The 19,029-nt window shown below is 67.1% G+C and carries 18 protein-coding genes; 1 reads left to right on the top strand and 17 read right to left on the bottom strand.

Annotated elements, in window-relative coordinates:
• Positions 1–18: 18 nt before the first annotated feature.
• The 11 genes from GGC47_RS00530 to GGC47_RS00480 all read right to left on the bottom strand — a co-directional run bounded on the left by GGC47_RS00530 (position 19) and on the right by GGC47_RS00480 (position 13,292).
• On the bottom strand, positions 19–1,065 hold the full coding sequence (locus GGC47_RS00530) for an ABC transporter ATP-binding protein (RefSeq protein WP_429066455.1): 1,047 nt from the start codon (positions 1,063–1,065) through the stop codon (positions 19–21).
• Complete coding sequence (locus GGC47_RS00525) at positions 1,062–2,642, bottom strand: ABC transporter permease (protein ID WP_142020463.1); 1,581 nt, start codon at positions 2,640–2,642, stop codon at positions 1,062–1,064. The genes GGC47_RS00530 and GGC47_RS00525 overlap by 4 nt, the downstream gene beginning before the upstream one ends.
• A gap of 55 nt (positions 2,643–2,697) precedes the next feature.
• Positions 2,698–3,705: an iron ABC transporter substrate-binding protein gene (locus GGC47_RS00520; RefSeq protein WP_038361967.1), complete on the bottom strand. Its 1,008-nt coding sequence runs from the start codon at positions 3,703–3,705 to the stop codon at positions 2,698–2,700.
• Positions 3,706–4,170: 465 nt separating this feature from the next.
• Positions 4,171–5,058 (bottom strand): ABC transporter permease, encoded by an 888-nt coding sequence (locus tag GGC47_RS00515; RefSeq protein ID WP_113253258.1) that lies wholly within the window; start codon positions 5,056–5,058, stop codon positions 4,171–4,173.
• 51 nt (positions 5,059–5,109) lie between these two features.
• Complete coding sequence (locus GGC47_RS00510; RefSeq protein WP_142020464.1) at positions 5,110–6,156, bottom strand: ABC transporter substrate-binding protein; 1,047 nt, start codon at positions 6,154–6,156, stop codon at positions 5,110–5,112.
• 36 nt (positions 6,157–6,192) lie between these two features.
• A complete protein-coding gene (locus tag GGC47_RS00505; RefSeq protein WP_142020465.1) occupies positions 6,193–7,251 on the bottom strand; it encodes an ABC transporter ATP-binding protein in 1,059 nt (352 codons plus the stop codon).
• A gap of 21 nt (positions 7,252–7,272) precedes the next feature.
• Positions 7,273–8,091, bottom strand: a complete 819-nt coding sequence (locus tag GGC47_RS00500; protein WP_142020466.1) for an ABC transporter permease — start codon at positions 8,089–8,091, stop codon at positions 7,273–7,275.
• A gap of 165 nt (positions 8,092–8,256) precedes the next feature.
• Positions 8,257–9,492, bottom strand: coding sequence for a metal-dependent hydrolase family protein (locus tag GGC47_RS00495; protein WP_142020467.1), 1,236 nt, complete (start codon positions 9,490–9,492; stop codon positions 8,257–8,259).
• 118 nt (positions 9,493–9,610) lie between these two features.
• Entirely contained in the window at positions 9,611–10,846 is a 1,236-nt protein-coding gene (locus tag GGC47_RS00490) for a metal-dependent hydrolase family protein (RefSeq protein WP_142020468.1), read from the bottom strand.
• A 210-nt stretch (positions 10,847–11,056) separates the two neighbouring features.
• On the bottom strand, positions 11,057–11,698 hold the full coding sequence (locus GGC47_RS00485; protein ID WP_370954301.1) for a TetR/AcrR family transcriptional regulator: 642 nt from the start codon (positions 11,696–11,698) through the stop codon (positions 11,057–11,059).
• Between the two features lie 196 nt (positions 11,699–11,894).
• On the bottom strand, positions 11,895–13,292 hold the full coding sequence (locus GGC47_RS00480) for a CopD family protein (RefSeq protein WP_429066447.1): 1,398 nt from the start codon (positions 13,290–13,292) through the stop codon (positions 11,895–11,897).
• Here GGC47_RS00480 and GGC47_RS00475 point away from each other — a divergent pair.
• On the top strand, positions 13,254–13,682 hold the full coding sequence (locus GGC47_RS00475; RefSeq protein WP_429066444.1) for a hypothetical protein: 429 nt from the start codon (positions 13,254–13,256) through the stop codon (positions 13,680–13,682). The genes GGC47_RS00480 and GGC47_RS00475 overlap by 39 nt on opposite strands.
• Here GGC47_RS00475 and copC read toward each other — a convergent pair.
• The 6 genes from copC to GGC47_RS00445 form a co-directional block, all read right to left on the bottom strand.
• The gene (gene copC, locus GGC47_RS00470; protein ID WP_142020470.1) at positions 13,672–14,025 is read right to left on the bottom strand and encodes a copper homeostasis periplasmic binding protein CopC; all 354 of its coding nucleotides are present in this window, start codon (positions 14,023–14,025) and stop codon (positions 13,672–13,674) included. The genes GGC47_RS00475 and copC overlap by 11 nt on opposite strands.
• 37 nt (positions 14,026–14,062) lie before the next feature.
• Positions 14,063–14,869 carry an ABC transporter ATP-binding protein gene (locus tag GGC47_RS00465; protein ID WP_429066441.1) on the bottom strand — a complete coding sequence of 269 codons (807 nt, stop codon included), beginning with the start codon at positions 14,867–14,869 and terminating at the stop codon, positions 14,063–14,065.
• Positions 14,863–15,882, bottom strand: coding sequence for an ABC transporter permease (locus GGC47_RS00460; protein ID WP_038361986.1), 1,020 nt, complete (start codon positions 15,880–15,882; stop codon positions 14,863–14,865). The genes GGC47_RS00465 and GGC47_RS00460 overlap by 7 nt, the downstream gene beginning before the upstream one ends.
• Entirely contained in the window at positions 15,869–16,891 is a 1,023-nt protein-coding gene (locus tag GGC47_RS00455; protein WP_142020471.1) for an ABC transporter substrate-binding protein, read from the bottom strand. The genes GGC47_RS00460 and GGC47_RS00455 overlap by 14 nt, the downstream gene beginning before the upstream one ends.
• A gap of 50 nt (positions 16,892–16,941) precedes the next feature.
• Positions 16,942–17,478: an OsmC family protein gene (locus GGC47_RS00450; RefSeq protein ID WP_038361988.1), complete on the bottom strand. Its 537-nt coding sequence runs from the start codon at positions 17,476–17,478 to the stop codon at positions 16,942–16,944.
• A 467-nt stretch (positions 17,479–17,945) separates the two neighbouring features.
• Positions 17,946–18,950, bottom strand: a complete 1,005-nt coding sequence (locus tag GGC47_RS00445; RefSeq protein ID WP_142020472.1) for a PLP-dependent cysteine synthase family protein — start codon at positions 18,948–18,950, stop codon at positions 17,946–17,948.
• Positions 18,951–19,029 lie beyond the last annotated feature (79 nt).

The following is a 19,029-nucleotide window of genomic DNA, read 5'->3' as shown; positions in this document are numbered from 1 at the left end:
CTGTCCGGACGCTGACCTTCACGCGACGATGTCGGGCAGCAGGAACGGGCCGCCTTTGACCGATACGAAGACGGTGCTGCCGAGCAGTGGCTGCTCGGTGCTCGAAACATGGGCCGTGAAGCGTGCTTCGGCGCCATCATGCTTTGTCCGCAGCGTCACCGCATATTGCCCGCCCCGGAAGGCGACGTCCTCGACGATCGCCTCCAGGCCAGGCCCCACCGATGACAGTTGGAACTGCTCCGGCCTGAGCATGATGGTGCCATGTCCGCGGCGGCGGCCGGTCTCGGCCTCGAACGCGCCCAGCCCGCAGGAGACGATCCCCTCCGCGATGTCGGCCTTGAACAAGGCGGCATTGCCAAGGAACAGAGCCGTTTCGACATCGGCAGGGCGCCAGTAAAGCTCGGCTGGCCGGCCCGTTTGCACCAGTCGCCCCTCCCGCATCACCGCGAGTTGATCGGCGAAGGACAGCGCCTCGCCCTGATCGTGGGTGACCAGAATGGTGGTGATGCCGGCCTTGGCCAGCACGCGCGCGACAGCTTGCCGGACACTCTCGCGCAGTCCGGTATCGAGCGCCGAGAATGGCTCGTCGAGCAGCATCAGGGCCGGCTTGCGGGCGAGCGCGCGGGCCAGCGCGACGCGCTGCTGCTGCCCTCCGGAGAGCTCGTGCGGCCTGCGGGTCAGCATCGTGGCATCGAGCTCGACGAGCTCCATCAGCTCGCGCAGGCGGGCCGCGCGGTCCGGCTCGTTTCGCGGGATGCCGAAACCGAGATTGCCGGCGACGTCGAGATGCGGGAACAGCGCCCCGTCCTGGGCGACATAGCCGATCCGGCGTCGATGCGCGGGGGCGATCGCCAACCCGTCGGCCAACACCTGCCCGTCGAGCGTCACCGTTCCCGAGTCGGGAGCTTCGAAGCCGGCGATGACGCGCAGCAGCGTCGTCTTGCCCGAGCCGGACGGCCCGACGATGGCAACGCGGCTGCCCGCCTCCACGGCAAGGGATACGCGATCCAGCGCCGCTGTCGCGCCATAGCGCTTCGCGACGTCCGAGATGACGAGCTGAGTCATGAGCCGAGGGATCTGCGGGCCTGAGCGTGCAGCAGCGCGGTCATCGGCAAGGAGAGAAGGATCATCAGCACGGCATAGGGCGCGGCCTTCGCATAGTCGAGTTCGCTGGTGAGCGCCCAGAACTCGGTGGCCAGCGTCCGCGTGCCGTTGGGGGCGAGCAGCAATGTCGCGGTCAGCTCTGTCGCCACGCCCATCGCGACAAGCGCCATCGCGGCGGCGACGCCGGGCGCCGCGAGCGGCAGCGTGACGGCAAGAAGCGCACGGGCGGGGCTGCGGCCGAGCGCCGCCGCGGCACGTTCCAGCTCGACCGGGACCTGCGCGATGCCGGCCCGCAGCCCGACGAGCGCGCGCGGCAGAAACATCAGCACATAGGCGAAGATCACGGTCGCCACCGTCTGGTAGAGCGGCAAGGCGACGCGCACCGTCACGGTGACGAGAGCGAGCGCGATCACGACGCCCGGGAGCGCGCCCAGATAGCTGTGGCAGCTTTCCAGGAAACGGGTTGCCCGGCCGGGCGCGCGCACCGACAGCCACGCCATCGGCAACGCTACCGCCGCAGTGGCCAGGGCGCCGGCAGTCGCATAGCCCAGCGTTTCCGCCAGGGACGCGGCCAGCGCACCCTGCCGCCAGACATCGTCTCCCGAGGCCAGGAGCCAATGCGTGAGCGTCAGCGCGGGCACGCCGAGGCTGAGAACTGCGAAGGCGAGCGGCAGTGCAAGCGCCGGCAGCCGCCAGTTTCCCAGGCGCTGGCGCGGGGCAGGGCGCGGGGCGCCCGAGCCGAGCCGGGCATAGCGTGCGCTGCCCCGCAGCAGCCATTCGAGTGCGATGAGCCCGAAGCAGCTCAGCACCAGCACGCCGGCGAGCATGTTCGCCGCCGGGCCGTTATAGCTCGACTGGAACTGATCGATGATCGCGGTGGTGAAGGTGTCGAAGCGGATCATCGCGTAGAGGCCGTATTCGGCGAGCAGGTGCAGCCCGACCAGCAGGCTGCCGCCGCAGATCGCAAGCCGCAGCTGCGGCAGGACCACCCGCAGGAACACGCGCGGAGGAGTCTGCCCGAGCGAAGCGGCGACATGTTCGAGCTCGGGGTCGAGCCGGCGGATCTGCGCGGCGACGGGCAGATAGAGGAAAGGCAGATAGGCGAGGACCGAAACCAGCACCGCGGCCGGCAGCCCGTGGAAGCGCGGCAAGAGGCTGACCCAGGCATAGGACTGGACGAAAGCGGGCACGGCGAGCGGCGCGACCGCAAGCCAGGAGAGGAATTTCGCGCCGGGCATGTCGCTGCGCTCGGTCAGCCAGGCCAGCGCGACCGCCAGCAGGATCGCAGGCGGCAGCGTGCACAATTCGAGCAGCAGCGTGTTGACGAGCAATTCGCCGACGCGCGGCCGCCAGATCAGCGAGAACGCGGTCTGCCAACCCGTCTCGATCGCGATCCAGGCGATGAATCCCAGCGGCAGCAGGGCGCAGAGGGAGACGCCCCCGGCGAGCAGGAGCATGGCCCGGCTCGCGAGATTGCGTTGCCGCCTGAGCGGCAAATCCGGCAGGGCCGGCATAGCGATGGAAAGTGAAACGGTCATGGGCAAAATGCGCGTGCGGGGCCTCTCGCACGCGCCATGAGCCGACGCAACCGGGTCAGAGCAGGCCGGCGGCGGTCATCAGCTCGGTGACCTTCTTGCTGTCGAGTTGCGAGGGCTCGACCTTCGGTGCGTCGAGCTTGGCGATCGGCTCCAGCTTCGGGTTCGAAGCCTCACCGTTGCCGATGGCGTATTCGAACGAGTCGCCCTCGCGCAGGACGGCCTGGCCATGCTTGCCGCTCATCCACTTCACGAAGGTTTCCGCCTCCTTCTTGTGCTTGCTGGATTCGAGCACGCCTGCGCCCGAGGTGCTCAGGAAGGCGCCGGGATCCTGCCCGCGGAAATAGTGCAGCGCGACGTTGTTGCTGTTCTCGGCCGTCTTCGCCTGGTCGCCGAAGTAGTAGTAGTGATAGATCACCGCGCCTTCGACCTCGCCGGCATTGACCGCTTTCATGGCGACGCTGTTGCCGCGATAGGCGCTGGAGTTATCCTTCATCGCCTTGAGCCAGTCGGCCGTGACCTTCTCCCCCTTGAGGACGAGGAGCGCGCCGACGATCGCCTGGAAGTCGGCGCCCGACGGCGAGGCGGCCCAGCGCCCCTTCCACTTGGGGTCGGCGAGGTCCAGCATCGACTTCGGCAGATCGGCCTCCTTCAGCTTGCGCTTGTCATAGGCGAAGACGGTGCTGCGCGCCGCGACACCCATCCAGCGCCCGCTCGCGGGACGGAACTGGGCCGGAACCTGATCGAGAACGTCCTTGGGCAGGGTCTCGAACAGCCCGGCCTTCTCGACCAGCACCATGGCCGGAGAATTCTCGGTGACGAAGACGTCGGCCGGGGAAGACGCGCCTTCCTGGACGATCTGGTTGGCGAGCTCGGTGTCCGACCCCTTGCGGATCGTCACCTTGATGCCGGTCTCCTTGGTGAAGTCGTCGGCCCAGGCCTGGGTCAGGCTGGCATGTTGCGCGTTGTAAACCGTGATGCCGTCCTCGGCGCGCACCGTGGCCGCCGCGGCGAGCGAGATGGCGAGCACGCCGACCCGAAGAGCAAGAAACGAGTATGACGTCATGCGGCCTTCTCCTGCCGATGCAGATCAAGAGGTGAGGCCGGCGTTAGATTCTCATGCGCCAAAACTGTCAATTATTATCGTCTAGTTTATAATTATTACAAATAATGGCTCTTTGCCGAATGGTTGAAAGACAAGGGCTCGCCCGATCCCGCCCGAGAGGAATCGAAGCTGGAAGCCCTGCTTCAGGAGGAAGCTCTCCCGAGAGAGCCATCTGATCGAGCGGTTCTGCGCAAGGCCGAAGCACCTCCGCCGCGATAGCAGGGCAGGGCGTTTATCCCTCCGGATTCGACCGGAATTCGGATCCGGACCGGAGGCCGGTGCGGATCTGGCTTGCTGCGCCTGCCGGTTGAGCCGCGACCGCTCCGGCTCATTCGGCGCAATGGCTTGCCCCGCTGTCGTTGCCATCTCGGAGAGCGGGGGCCTTCTTGCCGGTGGCAAATCCTGCATAGCGGCAGGGATGGAGGCTCATTCCGCGGGCCGGTTCGCGCGATAACGGCCCTGGACGATCAGATGCGCCAGCGCGGTCAGCAGGATCGTCGCCGTCATCAGGATGAAGGAGATCGCGCCGCCGAACGGCCAATTGTTCTGCTGGGCAAACTGCCCGTAGACCAGCGGGCCCATCATCTGGAATTTCGGGCCGCCGAGCAGGACCGGCGTGGCATAGGCATTCATCGCCAGGATGAAGGTCAGGATCGTGCCGGCCAGCACGCCCGGCAACGCCAGGGGCCAGAGCACCCGGCGAAACATCGCGCCGGGACCTGCGCCGAGGCTGAACGCCGCTTCCTCGACATTGCGCGGAATGCCCTCGATCACGCTCTGCAGTGACAGCACCATGAAGGGCAGGTTGACCGCCACGATGCCGATCAGCACCGCCGTCTCGGTGAACATGATCTCGAGCGGCTGGTCGATCAGGCCCATTCCCATCAGCGAGGCGTTGAGCGCGCCGCGGCTGCCGAAAGCGGTCATCCAGCCGGCGGCACGCACCGCATTGCCGACGAAGAGCGGCAGCACCACCGCGATGACCATCAGGTTCTTGAAGCGGCTTTGGGTGCGGGCCAGCACATAGGCCAGCGGAAATCCCATCACCAGGCAGGCGAGCGTGCAGATCACCGCGACGCGCACGGTGCGGGCCAGCACATTGAGGTAATAGGCGTCGGTGAAGAACTTGACGTAGTTCTCGATCACCAGCGCATCGACCATGAACTGGCCGGGCACGAATTTGTTGAGCGAATAGCGGAACAGGATCGTGAGCGGGCCGATCAGCGCGACGGCCACGAAAAGCGTCGCCGGCAGGACGAGCAGGCCTGCGAGGTTCCTGCGGGCACCGGCGACGGCTTCGGGGGCGGAAGTCATCGGCTTCGCCCCCGAGTCAGGCAGCCGCAATGATCGAGCGGACAAGCCATGTCAGGCCTTGAAGACCTTGTCCCACCACTCCTTCATCGCGGAATCGTTCTTGGCGAGGAAGGCGTAGTCGAGGTCCCGCAGGCGCTTCTCCTCCTCGGGCGTAAAGCCGATGCGCTTCTGCAGGGCCGGATCGACGGCAAGCCCGGAGACCGTGCCGTTATAGCCCATGTCGACGGCAAAGGCCTCCTGCGGCGGCTTGGCGAGCATGGCATCCATATAAGCGTAGGCGTTCTCCTTGTTCGGCGCGTTCTTGGCGATGACGAAGCCGGAGACATAGATCGGGATACCCTCGACCGGCGAAACCGCCTCGCAGGGGATGCCGGCATTCTGCCACTGCACCACGCGCGCCTTCCAGATCGCGCTGATGCCGACCTCCTCGTTCTTCATCGCCTGGGCGAAGGCCTCGTTGGTCGGATAGACGCGCCCGCCGGCCTTCTTCACGGCCATCAGGACCTCCTTGGCCTTGTCGAGGTCGTTCATATCCTTGCCGCCGGTCGCGGCCAGCGAGGCCGCGATGAAGATCGACTGGTACTGGATGTCGATGAAGCCGATCTTCGAACCCCATTTCGGGTCGAGCCAGTCCTTGAAGCCGGTCGGGGCCGGAGAAATCAGCTTGGGATTGTAGATGACGACGTTGCCGGAATAGATCTGCCCGATGCCGTAGGGATATTTCATCGAGGGCAGCAGGTTCTTCGCGTTCGGCAGCTTGGAATAGTCGAGTGCCTCGGTGACCCCGGCCTCGCTCATCTCGAACATGTTCGCGGCCGAGAAGCCCTGGATGTCGACCGTGCCGCGCGGCAGGCGCTTCTCCGCGACCATCTTGGCCCGGCGCGGCGCGTCGCCGGCCTGGTCCTGGATCACCTCGATGCCCTTGGCCTTGAGGATCGGGTCCTCGATGTTCTTGGTCAGCAGCCGGGCATAGTCGCCGCCCCAGGTGCCGACGACGACGCGTCCGCCCGATTGCGCCAGAGCGGGCGTGCCGGCCGCGGCGGCGAGCGCGACAACGCCCGCGCCCTTCAGAAGTTCGCGCCTGTCGAATGCGGTCATGGTCCTATCCCCTTCTTTTTGAACCCCGAACGAAGCTCATGCCTCGCGCGGATAAACGAGCCCGGCATCTTCGGCCCAGCCTATCGTGATCGTGTCGCCCGGTCGCGGCTCGGACAGGCCCGGTCGGTTCGGAATCTGCAGCAGCATGCGCTCCTGCCCGTCGAGCGCGACCTGCACGTCGAGCTGCGCGCCGAGATAGGAGGCATGCACGATCTGCGTCGCGAAGCGGTTGGGCAACCCGTCCGCCCCGCTGCCGATCGCAATGCGCTCGGGCCGCAGCGCCAGCGTGGCCGGGCCGCTTGCCCCCGCGGCGGCGCAGGCGATCTCGCGCCCGCCTGCCGTGCGGAAGCGGCCAGGCGCCGTCACCTCGCCGTCGAGAAAGGCGCTGCGGCCGATGAAGCCTGCGACGAAGCGGTCGGCCGGCTTCTCGTAGAGCTCGCGCTGCGTGCCGATCTGGCGGACTTTGCCGCGGTCCATCACCACGAGGCGATCGGCCATGGTCAGCGCCTCCTCCTGGTCATGCGTCACCATGATCGTGGTGAGGCCGAGCTTGCGCTGCAATTCGCGGATCTCGACGCGCACTTCCAGCCGCAGCTTCGCATCGAGATTGGAGAGCGGCTCGTCGAGCAGCAGCACCTGCGGCTCCATGGCGAGCGCGCGCGCCAGCGCCACGCGCTGCTGCTGGCCGCCGGACAGCTGGCGCGGATAGCGCTCGTCGAAGCCGCCGAGCTGAACCAGCCGCAACGCCTCCGCGACGCGCGGGCCGCGTTCGGCAGCCGGTACCTTGTGCATCTCCAGCCCGAAGGCGACGTTCTGCGCCACGCTCATATGCGGAAAGAGCGCGTAGCTCTGGAAGACGAGGCCGCAATGCCGCTTCCAGGGCGGAAGATTCGTGACGTCGCGCTCGCCGATGGTGATCTGCCCGGCGCTCGGCGGGATGAAGCCCGCGACCATGCGCAAGGTCGTGGTCTTGCCGCAGCCGGACGGTCCGAGCAGGACGAGGAATTCGCCGTCGGCGACCGCGATGTCGACATTGTCGACGACCGTCAGCTCGCCATAGCGCTTCTTGAGATGCGAGATCGAGAGGCGTGCCATTACAGAAGATCTGCCATCCGTTCACACCACCCGGCTCAGTTTGACATAGCGGTCGGTCACGAGCATCGCCGTGCCGATCAGGACGATCTGGATCAGCGAGGCGGCCGCCACGGTCGGATCGATCTTCCATTCGAGATATTGCAGGATCGCGATCGGCAGCGTCGTGCGGCCCGGCCCGACCAGGAACAGGCTCATCTCGAGGTTGCCGAAGGAGGTGACGAAGCCGAACAGCGCGGCGGCGACGAGGCCTGGCCGGATGCTCGGCAGCGTCACGCGCCAGAAGGTCGTGAACGGTCCCGCGCCCAGATTCTGCGCCGCCTCCTCGATCGAGCGATCGAAGCCTGCGAGGCTCGCCGTCACCAGCCGGACCACCCAGGGGACGACGACGAGCGTATGCGCCGCGATCAGGCCGCCGAGCGAGCCCATGACCGGAATCTCAGTCGCGATCTCGACCTCGATCTGGAAGACATAGGTCGCGGTGCCCAGCACGATGCCCGGCATCACCAGCGGCAGCAGCAACAAGGTCGAGACGCCCGGCCCGAACGGAATGCGATGGCGAACGAGGGCGAGGCTCGCCGGCACGCCGAGCGCGAGCCCGATCAGCGTCGAAGCGACCGCGACCTGGAGGCTGAGGATGAAGCCGTCGATGAAGGGTTTGTTGTTCGCCGCTGCCGTGAACCACTGCAGCGAATAGCCCTCCGGCGGAAAGGAGGGGATCTCCTGCCTGAAGAAGGCGAGCCAGGTGACGAAGATCAGCGGCAGCAGGATGAAGCCGAGCGCGAGCGCGGCCGCGCCGTTGAGCGCATAGCGGCCCCATTTCAGCGAGCCGCTCCCCGTCATCGGGCGGTTCCGCAGTGCCGGCCGCCGTCGCGCCGCCCGATCGCCTTCACCACTGACAGTACCCCTGATCCATCTCTAAGGCCGCGAAGCTGGGCAACAAGTTACAAACAGTCAAGCCGGTTTCTTATCCATGTCGTGACCAAGAGGGAGGCAAGCAGGCGTCGTTCAGTGCAGCGTGTTCTTGTGGAAGACTCCGCCCTTGATGATCGCGGCCAGATGCTTCCCCTGCTCCTGAAACAGGCCGAGATCCTTGAGCGGATCGCCGTCGACAAGGATGAGATCGGCATAGGCGCCGGCCTTCAACGTGCCGAGCTTGCCCTCCATGCGCAGGATTTGGGCACCGACCGTCGTCGCCGAGCGGATGATCTCGATCGGCGAGAGCACTTCCCGCCGCAGCAGGAACTCGCGGGACTGTTCGACCTGGAGCTGACCGAGCAGGTCCGAGCCGAAGGCGACCGGCACGCCGGCGCGCTTGCAGATCTCCAGCGAGCGCAGGCCTCCGTCGATGACGAGGTCGTTCTTGGCCAGCATGTCGCCGGTCATGCCGAATTCGGCGGCGCGCTCCTTCATCGCGTAATAGGCGACGAGGTTGGCGGTCAGGAACATGCCGTTCTGCGCCATCAGCTTGGCCGAAGCGTCGTCGATCAGATTGCCGTGCTCGATCGCGCGCACGCCGCATTCCGCCGCCCGGGTGATCGCCTCCGGCGTATAGGCATGGGCACAGACATAGCGGCCGAAGGCCTTCGCCTCCTCGACCGCGGCCTTCACCTCATCGACGCTGAACTGCATCGAATCCAGCGGGTCATAGGGGCTGGCGACACCACCCGACATCATGATCTTGATGTGGTCGGCACCGAGCCGCATCTGCTCGCGGGCCGATTTGCGCACGGACGACACGCCGTCCGACACGTTCATCGTATAGGCCATGGCGTTGCAGCAATGGCAGCGCCCGCCGAAATCGGTGCGCCGGCGCGGGTCGCTGTGGCCGCCGGTCGGGCCGATCGCCGCGCCGGCGATGAAGAGCCGCGGACCGGCGACATCGCCTTTCTCGACCGCTTCCTTGATGCCCCAATCGGCGCCGCCGGTGTCGCGCACGGTGGTAAAGCCGCGGTCGAGCATGCCCTTCATCAGCCGGACGGCACGCGCCGTCATCAGCGTCAGCGGCATGCTTTCCATGCTGCGGATATAGATCTCGGAGAGAAAGACATGGACGTGGCTGTCGATGAGGCCGGGCATCAATGTGCGCCCGCCGCAATCGATCACGTCGGCCTTCGCAGCCTTCAGCGGCTTTTCCGACAGTTCGCGGATCGTGTCGCCCTCGACGAGGAGCTCGTAGCCGCGCCGCAGCTCGCCGAATTCCGGTTCGAGCAGGGCGAAGTTCTTGAAATGCAGCGCCGTCATATCCGCCTCCCGTCACGCCGGCCGGCCGAGCGATGCGGCCGGTATTCTGAAATAGTGCGCATGCCCTCAAGCGCGTGTCGACGGCCGGTCTCCCGGGAGAAGCCGGCCACGACCCCGCTCAGTTCAGGCTCGTCCGCTTGATGAAATCGCCGCCCTTCATGATCAGCGGCATGTGTCGCCCCTGCCGCGTGAGGAGCGACAGATCCTGCAGCGGATCGCCATCGACGACGACGAGGTCGGCATGGGCGCCGGGCGCCACCGTCCCGATCTTGCCTTCGAGCTTCAGAAGCCTGGCCGCGATGAAGGTCGCGGAGGCGATCACCTCCTGCGCCGGCAAGGCCCGGCCGCGAATGACGAACTCCTCCGACTGGTAGCGATGCATCTCGCCGAGCAGGTCGCTGCCATAGGCCATGGGCAGCCCCGCCTTCTGCATGATGCGCAGCGAGTCCATGCCGGCCGAGCGCACGACGTCGACCTTCGCGACCGAATCCGGCGGGAAGCCGAGCTTCGGCCCGTCCGAGACCAGCTTGTCATAGGTCACCAGCGTCGGCACCGCGACGGCTCCCTTCGTGGCCGCGAGCTTGGCCGTCTCGGGCTGGATCAGGTTGCAATGCTCCAGCGAATGCACGCCGGCCTCGACGCAGCGGCGGATCGCCTCGTCGGTATAGACATGGGCGGAAACATAGGTTCCTGCCATCCGGGCTTCTTCGACGATGGCTTCGAGCTCACTGACCGAATAGCCGAGGAAATGGATCGGGTCGGTGGGCGAGGCGCAGCCGCCATTGGCCATGATCTTGATGAAGTCGGCGCCGCCCTTCAGCTCCTCGCGCGCCGCACGGCGAACATCGGGGACGCCGTCGCAGATGCGCCCGAGCGCGCCCAGGCGATGGCGCTCGATCACGCTCGGGCGGTCGTCGTAGCGGCCACGGAAATCGGCATGGCCGCCGGTCTGGCTCAGCGCCTTGCCGGAGATGACGAGGCGCGGCGTCGGGAAGTGTCCTTCTTCCGTCGCCTGCTTCAGGCCGAAATCGGCGCCGCCGACATCGCGCACCGTGGTGAAGCCGCGCAGCAGCATCTCGCGCATGATCACGAAAGAGCGCGCGGTCACGAGCGAGTCCGGCAGGCGCGCATTGGCGCCGAGATCGGCGACGCCGGCGACGACATGGACATGGGCGTCGATCAGCCCCGGCATCAGGGTGCGGCCCTTGAGATCGACGGTCCTCGCCTTGGCGGATGTCACCGCCTTGCCGACCTCGCGGATCGTTCCGCCCTCGACGAGGACGCTGACCGGCTCAGCCGGCTCGGGCGCCGTGCCATCGACGATGCGGGCATTGGTGAAGAGGGTTGCGGCCACGGGGCGGTTCCTTCGGGCGAAGAGGCTGGAGACGACGGAGCGGGATCAGGCCGCGCCGGCGGCGGCGCGAGCAGCGAGGAAGGCAGGCACTTGCCCCGTTCGGGCCGATGAGCCCGGTGAACGACCCTTCGGGAACGGCGAAATCAACGCCGCGCAGCACGTGTACGCCGTAGAAGGAGAGCTTCAGCCCCGCGATCGTCAGCGCTGCGTTCAAGACGCCGCCCTGTGTTTCCCGGCCATGACGGGCTTGATCGGAAATTGCTGGCGTACCTGGCCCTTCCAGAACTGAAGCATGCCGTCATAGTAGGTCGGATCGTTCGGCCGCAGCACCGTCTGGCTGATCATGCCGCGCACGAGGCACATCGTGGCGTTCATCACCGTGCGCGTATGGTCGGGGTCGGTTCCGGCGCGGACGGCGAGCGCCGTCCAGATCGCGTCCAGACCGGCATGGAATTCGCGAACGGTCGGGATGAGCTGCGCCCGGAAATCGTCGTTGTGGCGCGCCTCCGGCAGGAATTCCATCGTGACGTAGAAAAGGCGGTCGTCCATCATCCGCCAGATGTAGTCGACGATCTCGTCGCTCGAGCCGCCGCGCGCGATGAACTCTTCGGCGAAGCGATGCAGGTCACGCGCGGTCCTGCTGAGCAGATCGGCGACGGAGGCGCTGATGATCGCCTCGCGGCTGGGGAAGTGATGTGTCAACGCGCCGCGCGAAACCCCCGCTCGACGTGCGATTTCCGGTGTCGAGGTGCGGGCAAGGCCACGATCGTGAAGAAGGTCGATCGTCGCCGTCAGCAACCGCGTTGAAGTCTCGGCGCTGCGTTCTTTCTGTGATCGCCTGTTGCCGCTCACGTCGAACTCTCTGGCATCGATCCAAGCCATCGGAAGGAAATCCGAGGCTGAGACACAATTTACAAACAGTCAAGATTGTTTTTGTGTCGCCGGGTGATCCGATTTTGCGGCGAGCCCGTTGCGCGGATCGGCAAGAGAACGATCTGTGTCGATTGTCCCCGGAGATGGCCTTGGCACTCGGCGCCAGGAGCGGCCATCAGTGATGGAGACTGGCTCCATCCAGCGGGCGTCGACGAATCTCGGCGAACTCGGACGCGACCATATCCAACGCGGCGCTGTCGTCCGCCTTGAACGCGCGCCGTAGCCAACCATTCGCATCGACGAGAACCAGCGCCGGCGCCGTCGTGCTGGCGGTGACTTCGGCAAGGGCTGCCGCCAATGGCTCGGGATCCTCGACGGGGCAGGACTCGGCCGCGGCGTCGACCTGCACCCGCGCGCCGGCCCCACGCGCGTCGCGTTCGATCCATACACGCAATGGCGCTCCGCTGCCGGGCGTGACGAGGGTGCCGTCAGCGCAGCGGGCGACGAAGCCCGGCATGCGCACCGCTCCGGACCAGCGCATCTCCGGGGGCGAGAAGATGCGGGCTCCGGCGCGCAGGCGGATGAAGTCGATCAGCGACCAGATCGCGGCATCGCCCAGTTGCGCGCTCGGCGGCATCGGGCCGCTGCCATGACGGATCGACCAGAACAGCTCGCCGCCGGGGCGCCCGGCGATCAGCGGCGCGGAGAGGTCTGGCGGCCAGACGGATTGCGTGACCGCGACGGGGCCGCGCCCGCGCGTATCCGCGCCATGGCAGCTCGCGCAATCGCGCTGGAACAGGTCCCGGCCCGTCGCGATGGAGCGCGCTGCATAGCCGGTCGGAGACAGTTGGAAGCTCGTTGGAACCGCGGCGACGACATAGGGGCGCCATGGCGGAATCTGGACGAAGGCCAACGCGATGGCCCCGGCGAGAAGGGCTGGCCAGCGCAGTTCGCGAAGCGATAGGGCGGTGGAGAAAAGCGCAAGGGCAATCGCCACAGGAGTCAGCAGGCGGAAAAGCCCATCGCGCAGATAGGCATCGTCCCAGAAGGCGGGCACCGGCCTGAGGGCGAAAGGCCAGGTCGGCTGTTCGTGGATCGCAGGTGGCTCGTTGGCCAGTGCCGCCGCAACGGCCACGATGGCCAGCCCGAATCCGGTTTCGGTGGCGATCGACAGGGTGAGGGCACGCGTCGAGCCTGAGGTTGCCGCCGCGGGTACGAAGCGAAAGCGGTTGGCAGCAGCCAGCAGCAGGAGGCCGCCGAACAGGGCGATCTTGACGATCGCAAGCTGGCCGTATGCGGTGCCCATGAGCCCCGGCAAGGTGCCGACCAGCTCCTGCAGCTGAAGGACGGATGTGGCTGCGAGAACGGCGACGCAGGCCAGGCCGAGCGGCGTGAAACGGCGGGCGAGCAGGGGCGCCTGGGCCGGCAGGAGCCAGCATACCGCCAGAAGGGGAGGCAATGCGCCGAGCCACAGGCCGGCTGCCAGGACGTGAAGCCCCAGAGCCGCTGTTGTCCAGAAGCCGGTGGCGGCACCATGCCCGAGCAGGCCCTGCAGCAGGGCCGCGATGGTCATGAGAAGCAGCGCACCCGTTCGGGCAACGCCTTCGCCACGCAGGAGCAAGCCTGCAAGGACGAGCAGGCCGGCGCGCGCCAGCAGCACTTCGCCGAAGCGTGTCTCCGCGATGGCGGCAACGCTCGCGAGGTTGTCGAGGGGGCGGCCCAGCATGGCGCTGCCTTGCAGCCAGAACCAGACCGCCCCGCCCGCGAGCGCCAGGATGAGCGAGAGCCGGCTGCAGGAGGACAGTCGATGCAGCAGTTGCCGGCCGCCCGGCGTGGTGGCGAGCGGGCCTTGCGACAGCAGGCGAAAGGCCTCGATGCCGAGGCCGGACAGCAGGGCGGCGAGGTGGAGCCAGCGGGCCGCCGGCAGTGCCGCCCCGATCAGAGCGTCCACATCAAGGCCTGACGGTGAACCGATACTGCCCGGTGACGCGGTGGGTGTCGACCGAGGTCGCAGCCCATTCGACGCTGTAGGCTCCGGGCGAGACCGGCTTGAGCCGGACCTTCAGCGCCTTGCGGTCGCCCGGCACGGCCTCCGCCGGTGCCGCGCTGACGACCCCGCCACGCGCATCCTTGACGGTGATGCTGCTCAGCTTGACCTCAAGCTCCTCGGTGAAGCCGAGAGTGATCTCCTTCGGCGCGGCGACGGTTGCGCCCTCGGCGGGCGATGCGGTCTTGAGATGGGCATGGGCAAAGGCCTGCGATGTGGCCAGGGCAAAGGCGAGCGTCAGCCCGAGACGTCGAAACATCGATAGGATCCTGCGATGGGGAAGGGGAGATGCGGGCTTACCAGCTCGCGTCGAGCCCGAGATGGGCGAGCGCCTGCCCACGCAATTCCGCCAGGCGTGGATCGCCGCGATGGCGCGGATAGGGCAGGTCGTTGACGATCTCGGCCTTGATCCGGGCCGGGCGCTCGCTCAGCACGATGACGCGCTGGGCCAGGAACAGCGCCTCCTCGACATCATGGGTGACGAGCAGGGTGGTGAAACCGCGCTGGCGCCAGAGCTCGGCGATCTCGGTCTGCATGGCAATCCGCGTCAGCGAGTCGAGCTTGCCGAGCGGCTCGTCGAGGATGAGCACGCTGGGATCGTTGACGAGGGCACGGGCCAGCGCGGCGCGCTGGGCCATGCCGCCGGACAGCTGGCGCGGGAAGGCGCGTTCGAAACCGGCGAGGCCGACCGTCTTCAGGGCGTCGTCGACGCGGCCCTTCTGGCTGGCGAGCAGGCCGCGCGCCTCCAGCCCGAGCGCGACGTTCTTCCAGACCGTGCGCCAGTGATAGAGCGTCGGGTCCTGGAAGACGACGACGCGGGAGGGATCGGGCGTGGTGATCTCCTCCCCTGCCGCCGCGATCCGGCCCCGCGAGGGCTGTTCGAGCCCGGCGACCAGCCTCAGCAAGGTCGACTTGCCGCAGCCGCTCGGCCCGAGCAGGGCGACGAATTCGCCGGCCCGGATCTCGAGATCGATATCGTCGAGCACCGGCAGTGGGCGGCCTTCGAGATCGAATTCATGCGAGACGCCGGCGATCGAGAGTTCGGCGCCGTTGGACGCGGGAATGCCGGTCGAGGGCGAGACAGCGAGCTGTGCGGCTACCATTTCACCACATCCTTCTGCCAGCCGAGCAACCGGTCGCGTGCCGAGAAGAGCAGCGTGATCAGCCCTGAGAAGATCAGCGCCATCACGATCAGCGCGCCGTACATGTTGGAATAGGCCGCCCAGCCCTGCGCCCATTGCAGATAGTAGCCGAGGCCGGATTTGACCCCCATCATCTCGGCCGCGACGAGCACCGAGAACGAGGCGCCGAGCCCCATGAACAGGCCGACGAAGACATGCGGCAGGGCGGCGGGAATCGCGACCTTGAAGATCAGGAAGGCGCGGCCGGCGCCGAGAGTCCGGGCGACGTCGTAATAGGCCTTGTCGACGCTGGCGACGCCGGACCAGGTCAGCACCGTAACAGGGAACCAGGTGGCGAGCGCGATCAGGAAGATCGCCGCCGAGAAGCTCGACGGGAAGAAGAAGAACGCCATCGGCAGGAGCGCGGTCGAAGGGATCGGCCCGAGGAAGCGCAGCACCGGATGCACCCAGTAGCCGAGCCCGCGCGACCAGCCGATCGCGACGCCGGTGACGAAGCCGGAGATCGTGCCGAACAGGAAGCCCAGCGCCAGCAGGCGCAGCGAATGCAGCACGCTCTCGCCGAGCCGAGGCCAGTCCTCCGCATAGACCTCGACCAGCGCGGAGGGCGGGGCGAAGAAGGGCACCGGCAGCAGGCCGAGCTTGGCCGTCAGTAGGTCCCAGACACCGACGAAGAGCGCGAGCACGACGAGCCAAGGCGCGGCGCGGCCGAGGCGCCGGCCGAGCGGCGGCCAGAGCGCCCCAACGGCGGTCGCCAGCGCCAGCAGCACGGCCCAGCCGATGAAACCGGCATTGGTCTCGCCGACATAGAGCGGGTCGGCAAAGCCGACCTTCTTGTTGGCGAGCAGCGTGACGGAGGCCGCCACTGCGGTCCAGGCCGCCGTGGCGAATGCGCCGCGTGCCAGGACCGAGCCGTCGACCTGCAGGCGCGGCTGGTCGAAGGCCGATGCGGAGCCGGTCTGTTCAAACGGGGACATGGGGCACGATCTTTTGCGCGAAGGCCTTGGCGTCGGTGTTCTTGCGGATCACGTTGACGAGCTTGAGCTGCTCGGTGAACAGCGCGACATCCTCGCGCAGCGCCGCGCCGGTGGAATGATGGTCATGGGTGTGGCTGCGCAGGATCGCGGCCACGGTCTCGGGCGTGACCTTGGCCGGAACGAAGGGCGCGAAGATCTCGGCCGTCTTGTCGGGATTGGCCGCCGTCCAGGCCTGCGCTTCGACGATGGCGCGCGAGATCGCGCCGGCCACCTCGGGCTGGTCGCGGATCAGGGCGCCGCGCAGGCCGAGCACGCAGCAGGTCGATTTCGCGTACTGGCCTTCGAGATTGGTGGCGAGCTCGACGAGCTTGTCGCGCTCGCGGATCAGGTAGAGATGCGGATCGTCGCCCGCGAGCGCCTGGACCTCGCCCTTCTTCAGAGCTTCGCCGAACAGGTCCTGCGGATACTGCACCCAGCTCACATCCTTTTCGGGGTCGAGCCCGACCTCCGCGAGACGGATGGCGAAGAAATTCCGCACCGGGCTCGCCGGATCGGTGACCGCGACCGACTTGCCCTTGAGGTCCTTCAGGCTGCGGATATTGGCGGCCTCAGGCACCAGCAGCCGCATGCAGCCGCCATGGGTGCCGACGGTGAGGCCGACATCGAAGCCCTGCTCCAGCGGCTTCAGCCAGCGCAGCGCCATGCCGATGCCGCCATCGGCATGGCCGGTCGCGATTGCCTGCAGCAGGGCGTCGGTCGGGCCGCTGAAATTCACCGGCTCCACCGCGAGATTGTACTTCTCGAACAGGCCCTGCTTCAGCGCGACCGAGATCGGCGACTGGCACACCGCCGTCTGCCCCCAGGCGAGCTTGATCGTCTGGCGCTGCTTCAGCGGCGTGGCCTGGGCGAAGGCATGGTGCCCGGCAAGGCCGGCCAGCGGCGCGGCGGCGAGCGCCGCGGCTCCGCGCAACAAGGTGCGGCGGGAGAGGAAGGTCGTCTGCTGGGTCATGGTCGCTCCTTGCCGCTCTGCACGCGGCTGCATGGTCGTTCGGGGAGGGGTCAGGCTGCCGCGCGGCTGGCCGGGACGCGCTCGACGGTGCCGCGCACCGTCACGCCCTGCCGGAGCAGGTTCAGGATCGGGCAGAAGCGCTCGACGGCCGCATTCAGGGCGTCGAGTTCGGTCACGTCCGTCGTGAGCCTGACGGTGTAGGACAGCTCGTGCGGATAGATCGGTGTGGTCTCGTGGCCGGGCGTTCCGGCGCGCGGGTCGAGCTGGCCGTGAACCTCGACCCAGACATCCTCCAGAGCGATCTGCTGGTCGGCGGCCTGGATCAGGTAGGTATGAGTCAGGCAGCTCGACAGCGCGCCGAGCAGCAGTTCGGGCGAGCTCGGCCCGAGATCGTAACCGGCGAAATCCGGCGGACTGTCGCTGATCACCTGGAAATCGCGGATGCGGATGCGCCGGACGCCGCTGCGCCCCTCGGCATGGGCTTGCGCCTGAAGTCGCAGGGGGCGGGCGTCCCCCGAGCGGGCATGGGCCTTGCGGCGCAGCAGGGCGTCGCGCTTCTGGGCGAGATATTCCGTGAGAGTGGACATGGCGGCGTCCCGATCTGGCTTGATGAGGGAATCGGGGCAGGCGCGCTTTTCCGGTCGTGCAGCCGCCATGGCGGCTGGCACGAGATCGCGTTGCCCGGGTTGTGAATGGGATCGAGGCGGGCGCGCAAAGGCGGCCCGGCTTCGGGTACCGAAGGTCAGAGCCGCCGGTGGAAGAGCAGGCTTGCCGCCGATTCTGCAGTGCTGAACGTCATGGACATTCGCGTCTCCAAAACAAAAGGAGCCCACGAGACATCGTGGTGCTTTTAGCGTTGTTGACGCGGCGCAAGCTGCTCCAGCAAATCCCGCGGCGAAGACGCTGAAAGCGCCGTCGCGTTCAAGATTATTGCTCGGGTTATTATTATTGGCAATGAAACAGAATATGCGTTTTGCGTGACAGGAAGCGATGATTTGTTTTGTATCCGGCGAAGCGGCGAGGCGATCGACATCGTCGCCGCATCGAGCGGGTGTCAGGCCGTGGCGGCTTCCAGAGCGGGCGCCCCCACCTCGCTCGAAAGGGCGGGCCCGAGCTTCGGCGGGCTGAGATAGCGCTCGCCGCTATCGGCGACGATGGCGACGATCGTCTTGCCGGCATTTTCGGGCCGCCTTGCGAGCGTCGTGGCGGCGAACAGCACCGCGCCCGACGACGTCCCGGCCAGGATGCCTTCGCGCTGCGCCAGGATCCGCGCGAAGTCCCGCGCCTGCGCCGTCTCGGTGACGATCACCTCGTCGACGACGGAAGCGTCGAAATTCTCTGGCAGGTAGCCGGGCTCGACCTCCGTCACCTTGTGGACGCCCTCGATGCTGTCCGGATAGGGAGCGTCCAGCGAGGGCACCGAGGCGGGGCCGGGCTCGACGACGACGACCTGCACCTCCGGGTTCTGTTGCTTCAGGAAGCGCCCCGTGCCGGAGATCGTGCCGCCGGTGCCGACGGCCGCCACGAAGATATCGACTTCCCCGGCTGTATCCCGCCAGATCTCGGGGCCCGTCGTCTCGAAATGGACGCGCGGATTGGCCGGATTGGCGCGCTGATTGGTGTAATAGGCGTCCGGATTCTCGCGGCGCACCCGATCGATGATCGCGTGGATGGCGCCGGGTTCGAGGAAGACGCTGTTGTCGATCAGGACGATCTCGGCGCCGTAATGAGCGAGCAGCTTGAGCTTGTCCTCGCTGATCGTGTTGCGCAGGTAGAATTTCGAAGGATAGCCGCGTGCCGCGGCCAGCGCCGCGAGCCCGATCCCGGTATTGCCGCTGGTCAGGTCGACGATCTGCTGGCCGGGCTTCAACCGGCCGCTCTCCTCGGCCTCGCGGATGAGGCCCCAGGCCGTCCGGTCCTTGATGCTGCCGGCGGGGTTCAGATACTCGATCTTGGCCAGGATACGGGCGCCGAGCTTCAGCTCTTCTGCGAAGCGGCCCAGTTCGAGGAGCGGCGTATTGCCGACCAGGGCCGCGAAATTCTCGTTTCTCGATGTCATGATGCGCTCTCAGGACAGGCTGGAACAGTGCGACCGCGCCCGATCTTCGAAGGGCAGATGGGTCTGGTCCGCGTCGCCC

This window comes from Allobosea sp. OAE752 (assembly GCF_050433265.1).
GTDB classification, from domain to species: Bacteria; Pseudomonadota; Alphaproteobacteria; order Rhizobiales; family Beijerinckiaceae; genus Allobosea; species Allobosea spartocytisi.
Note: the sequence above shows the minus strand (reverse complement) of the source record. Positions and strands in the feature narration are given on the sequence as shown.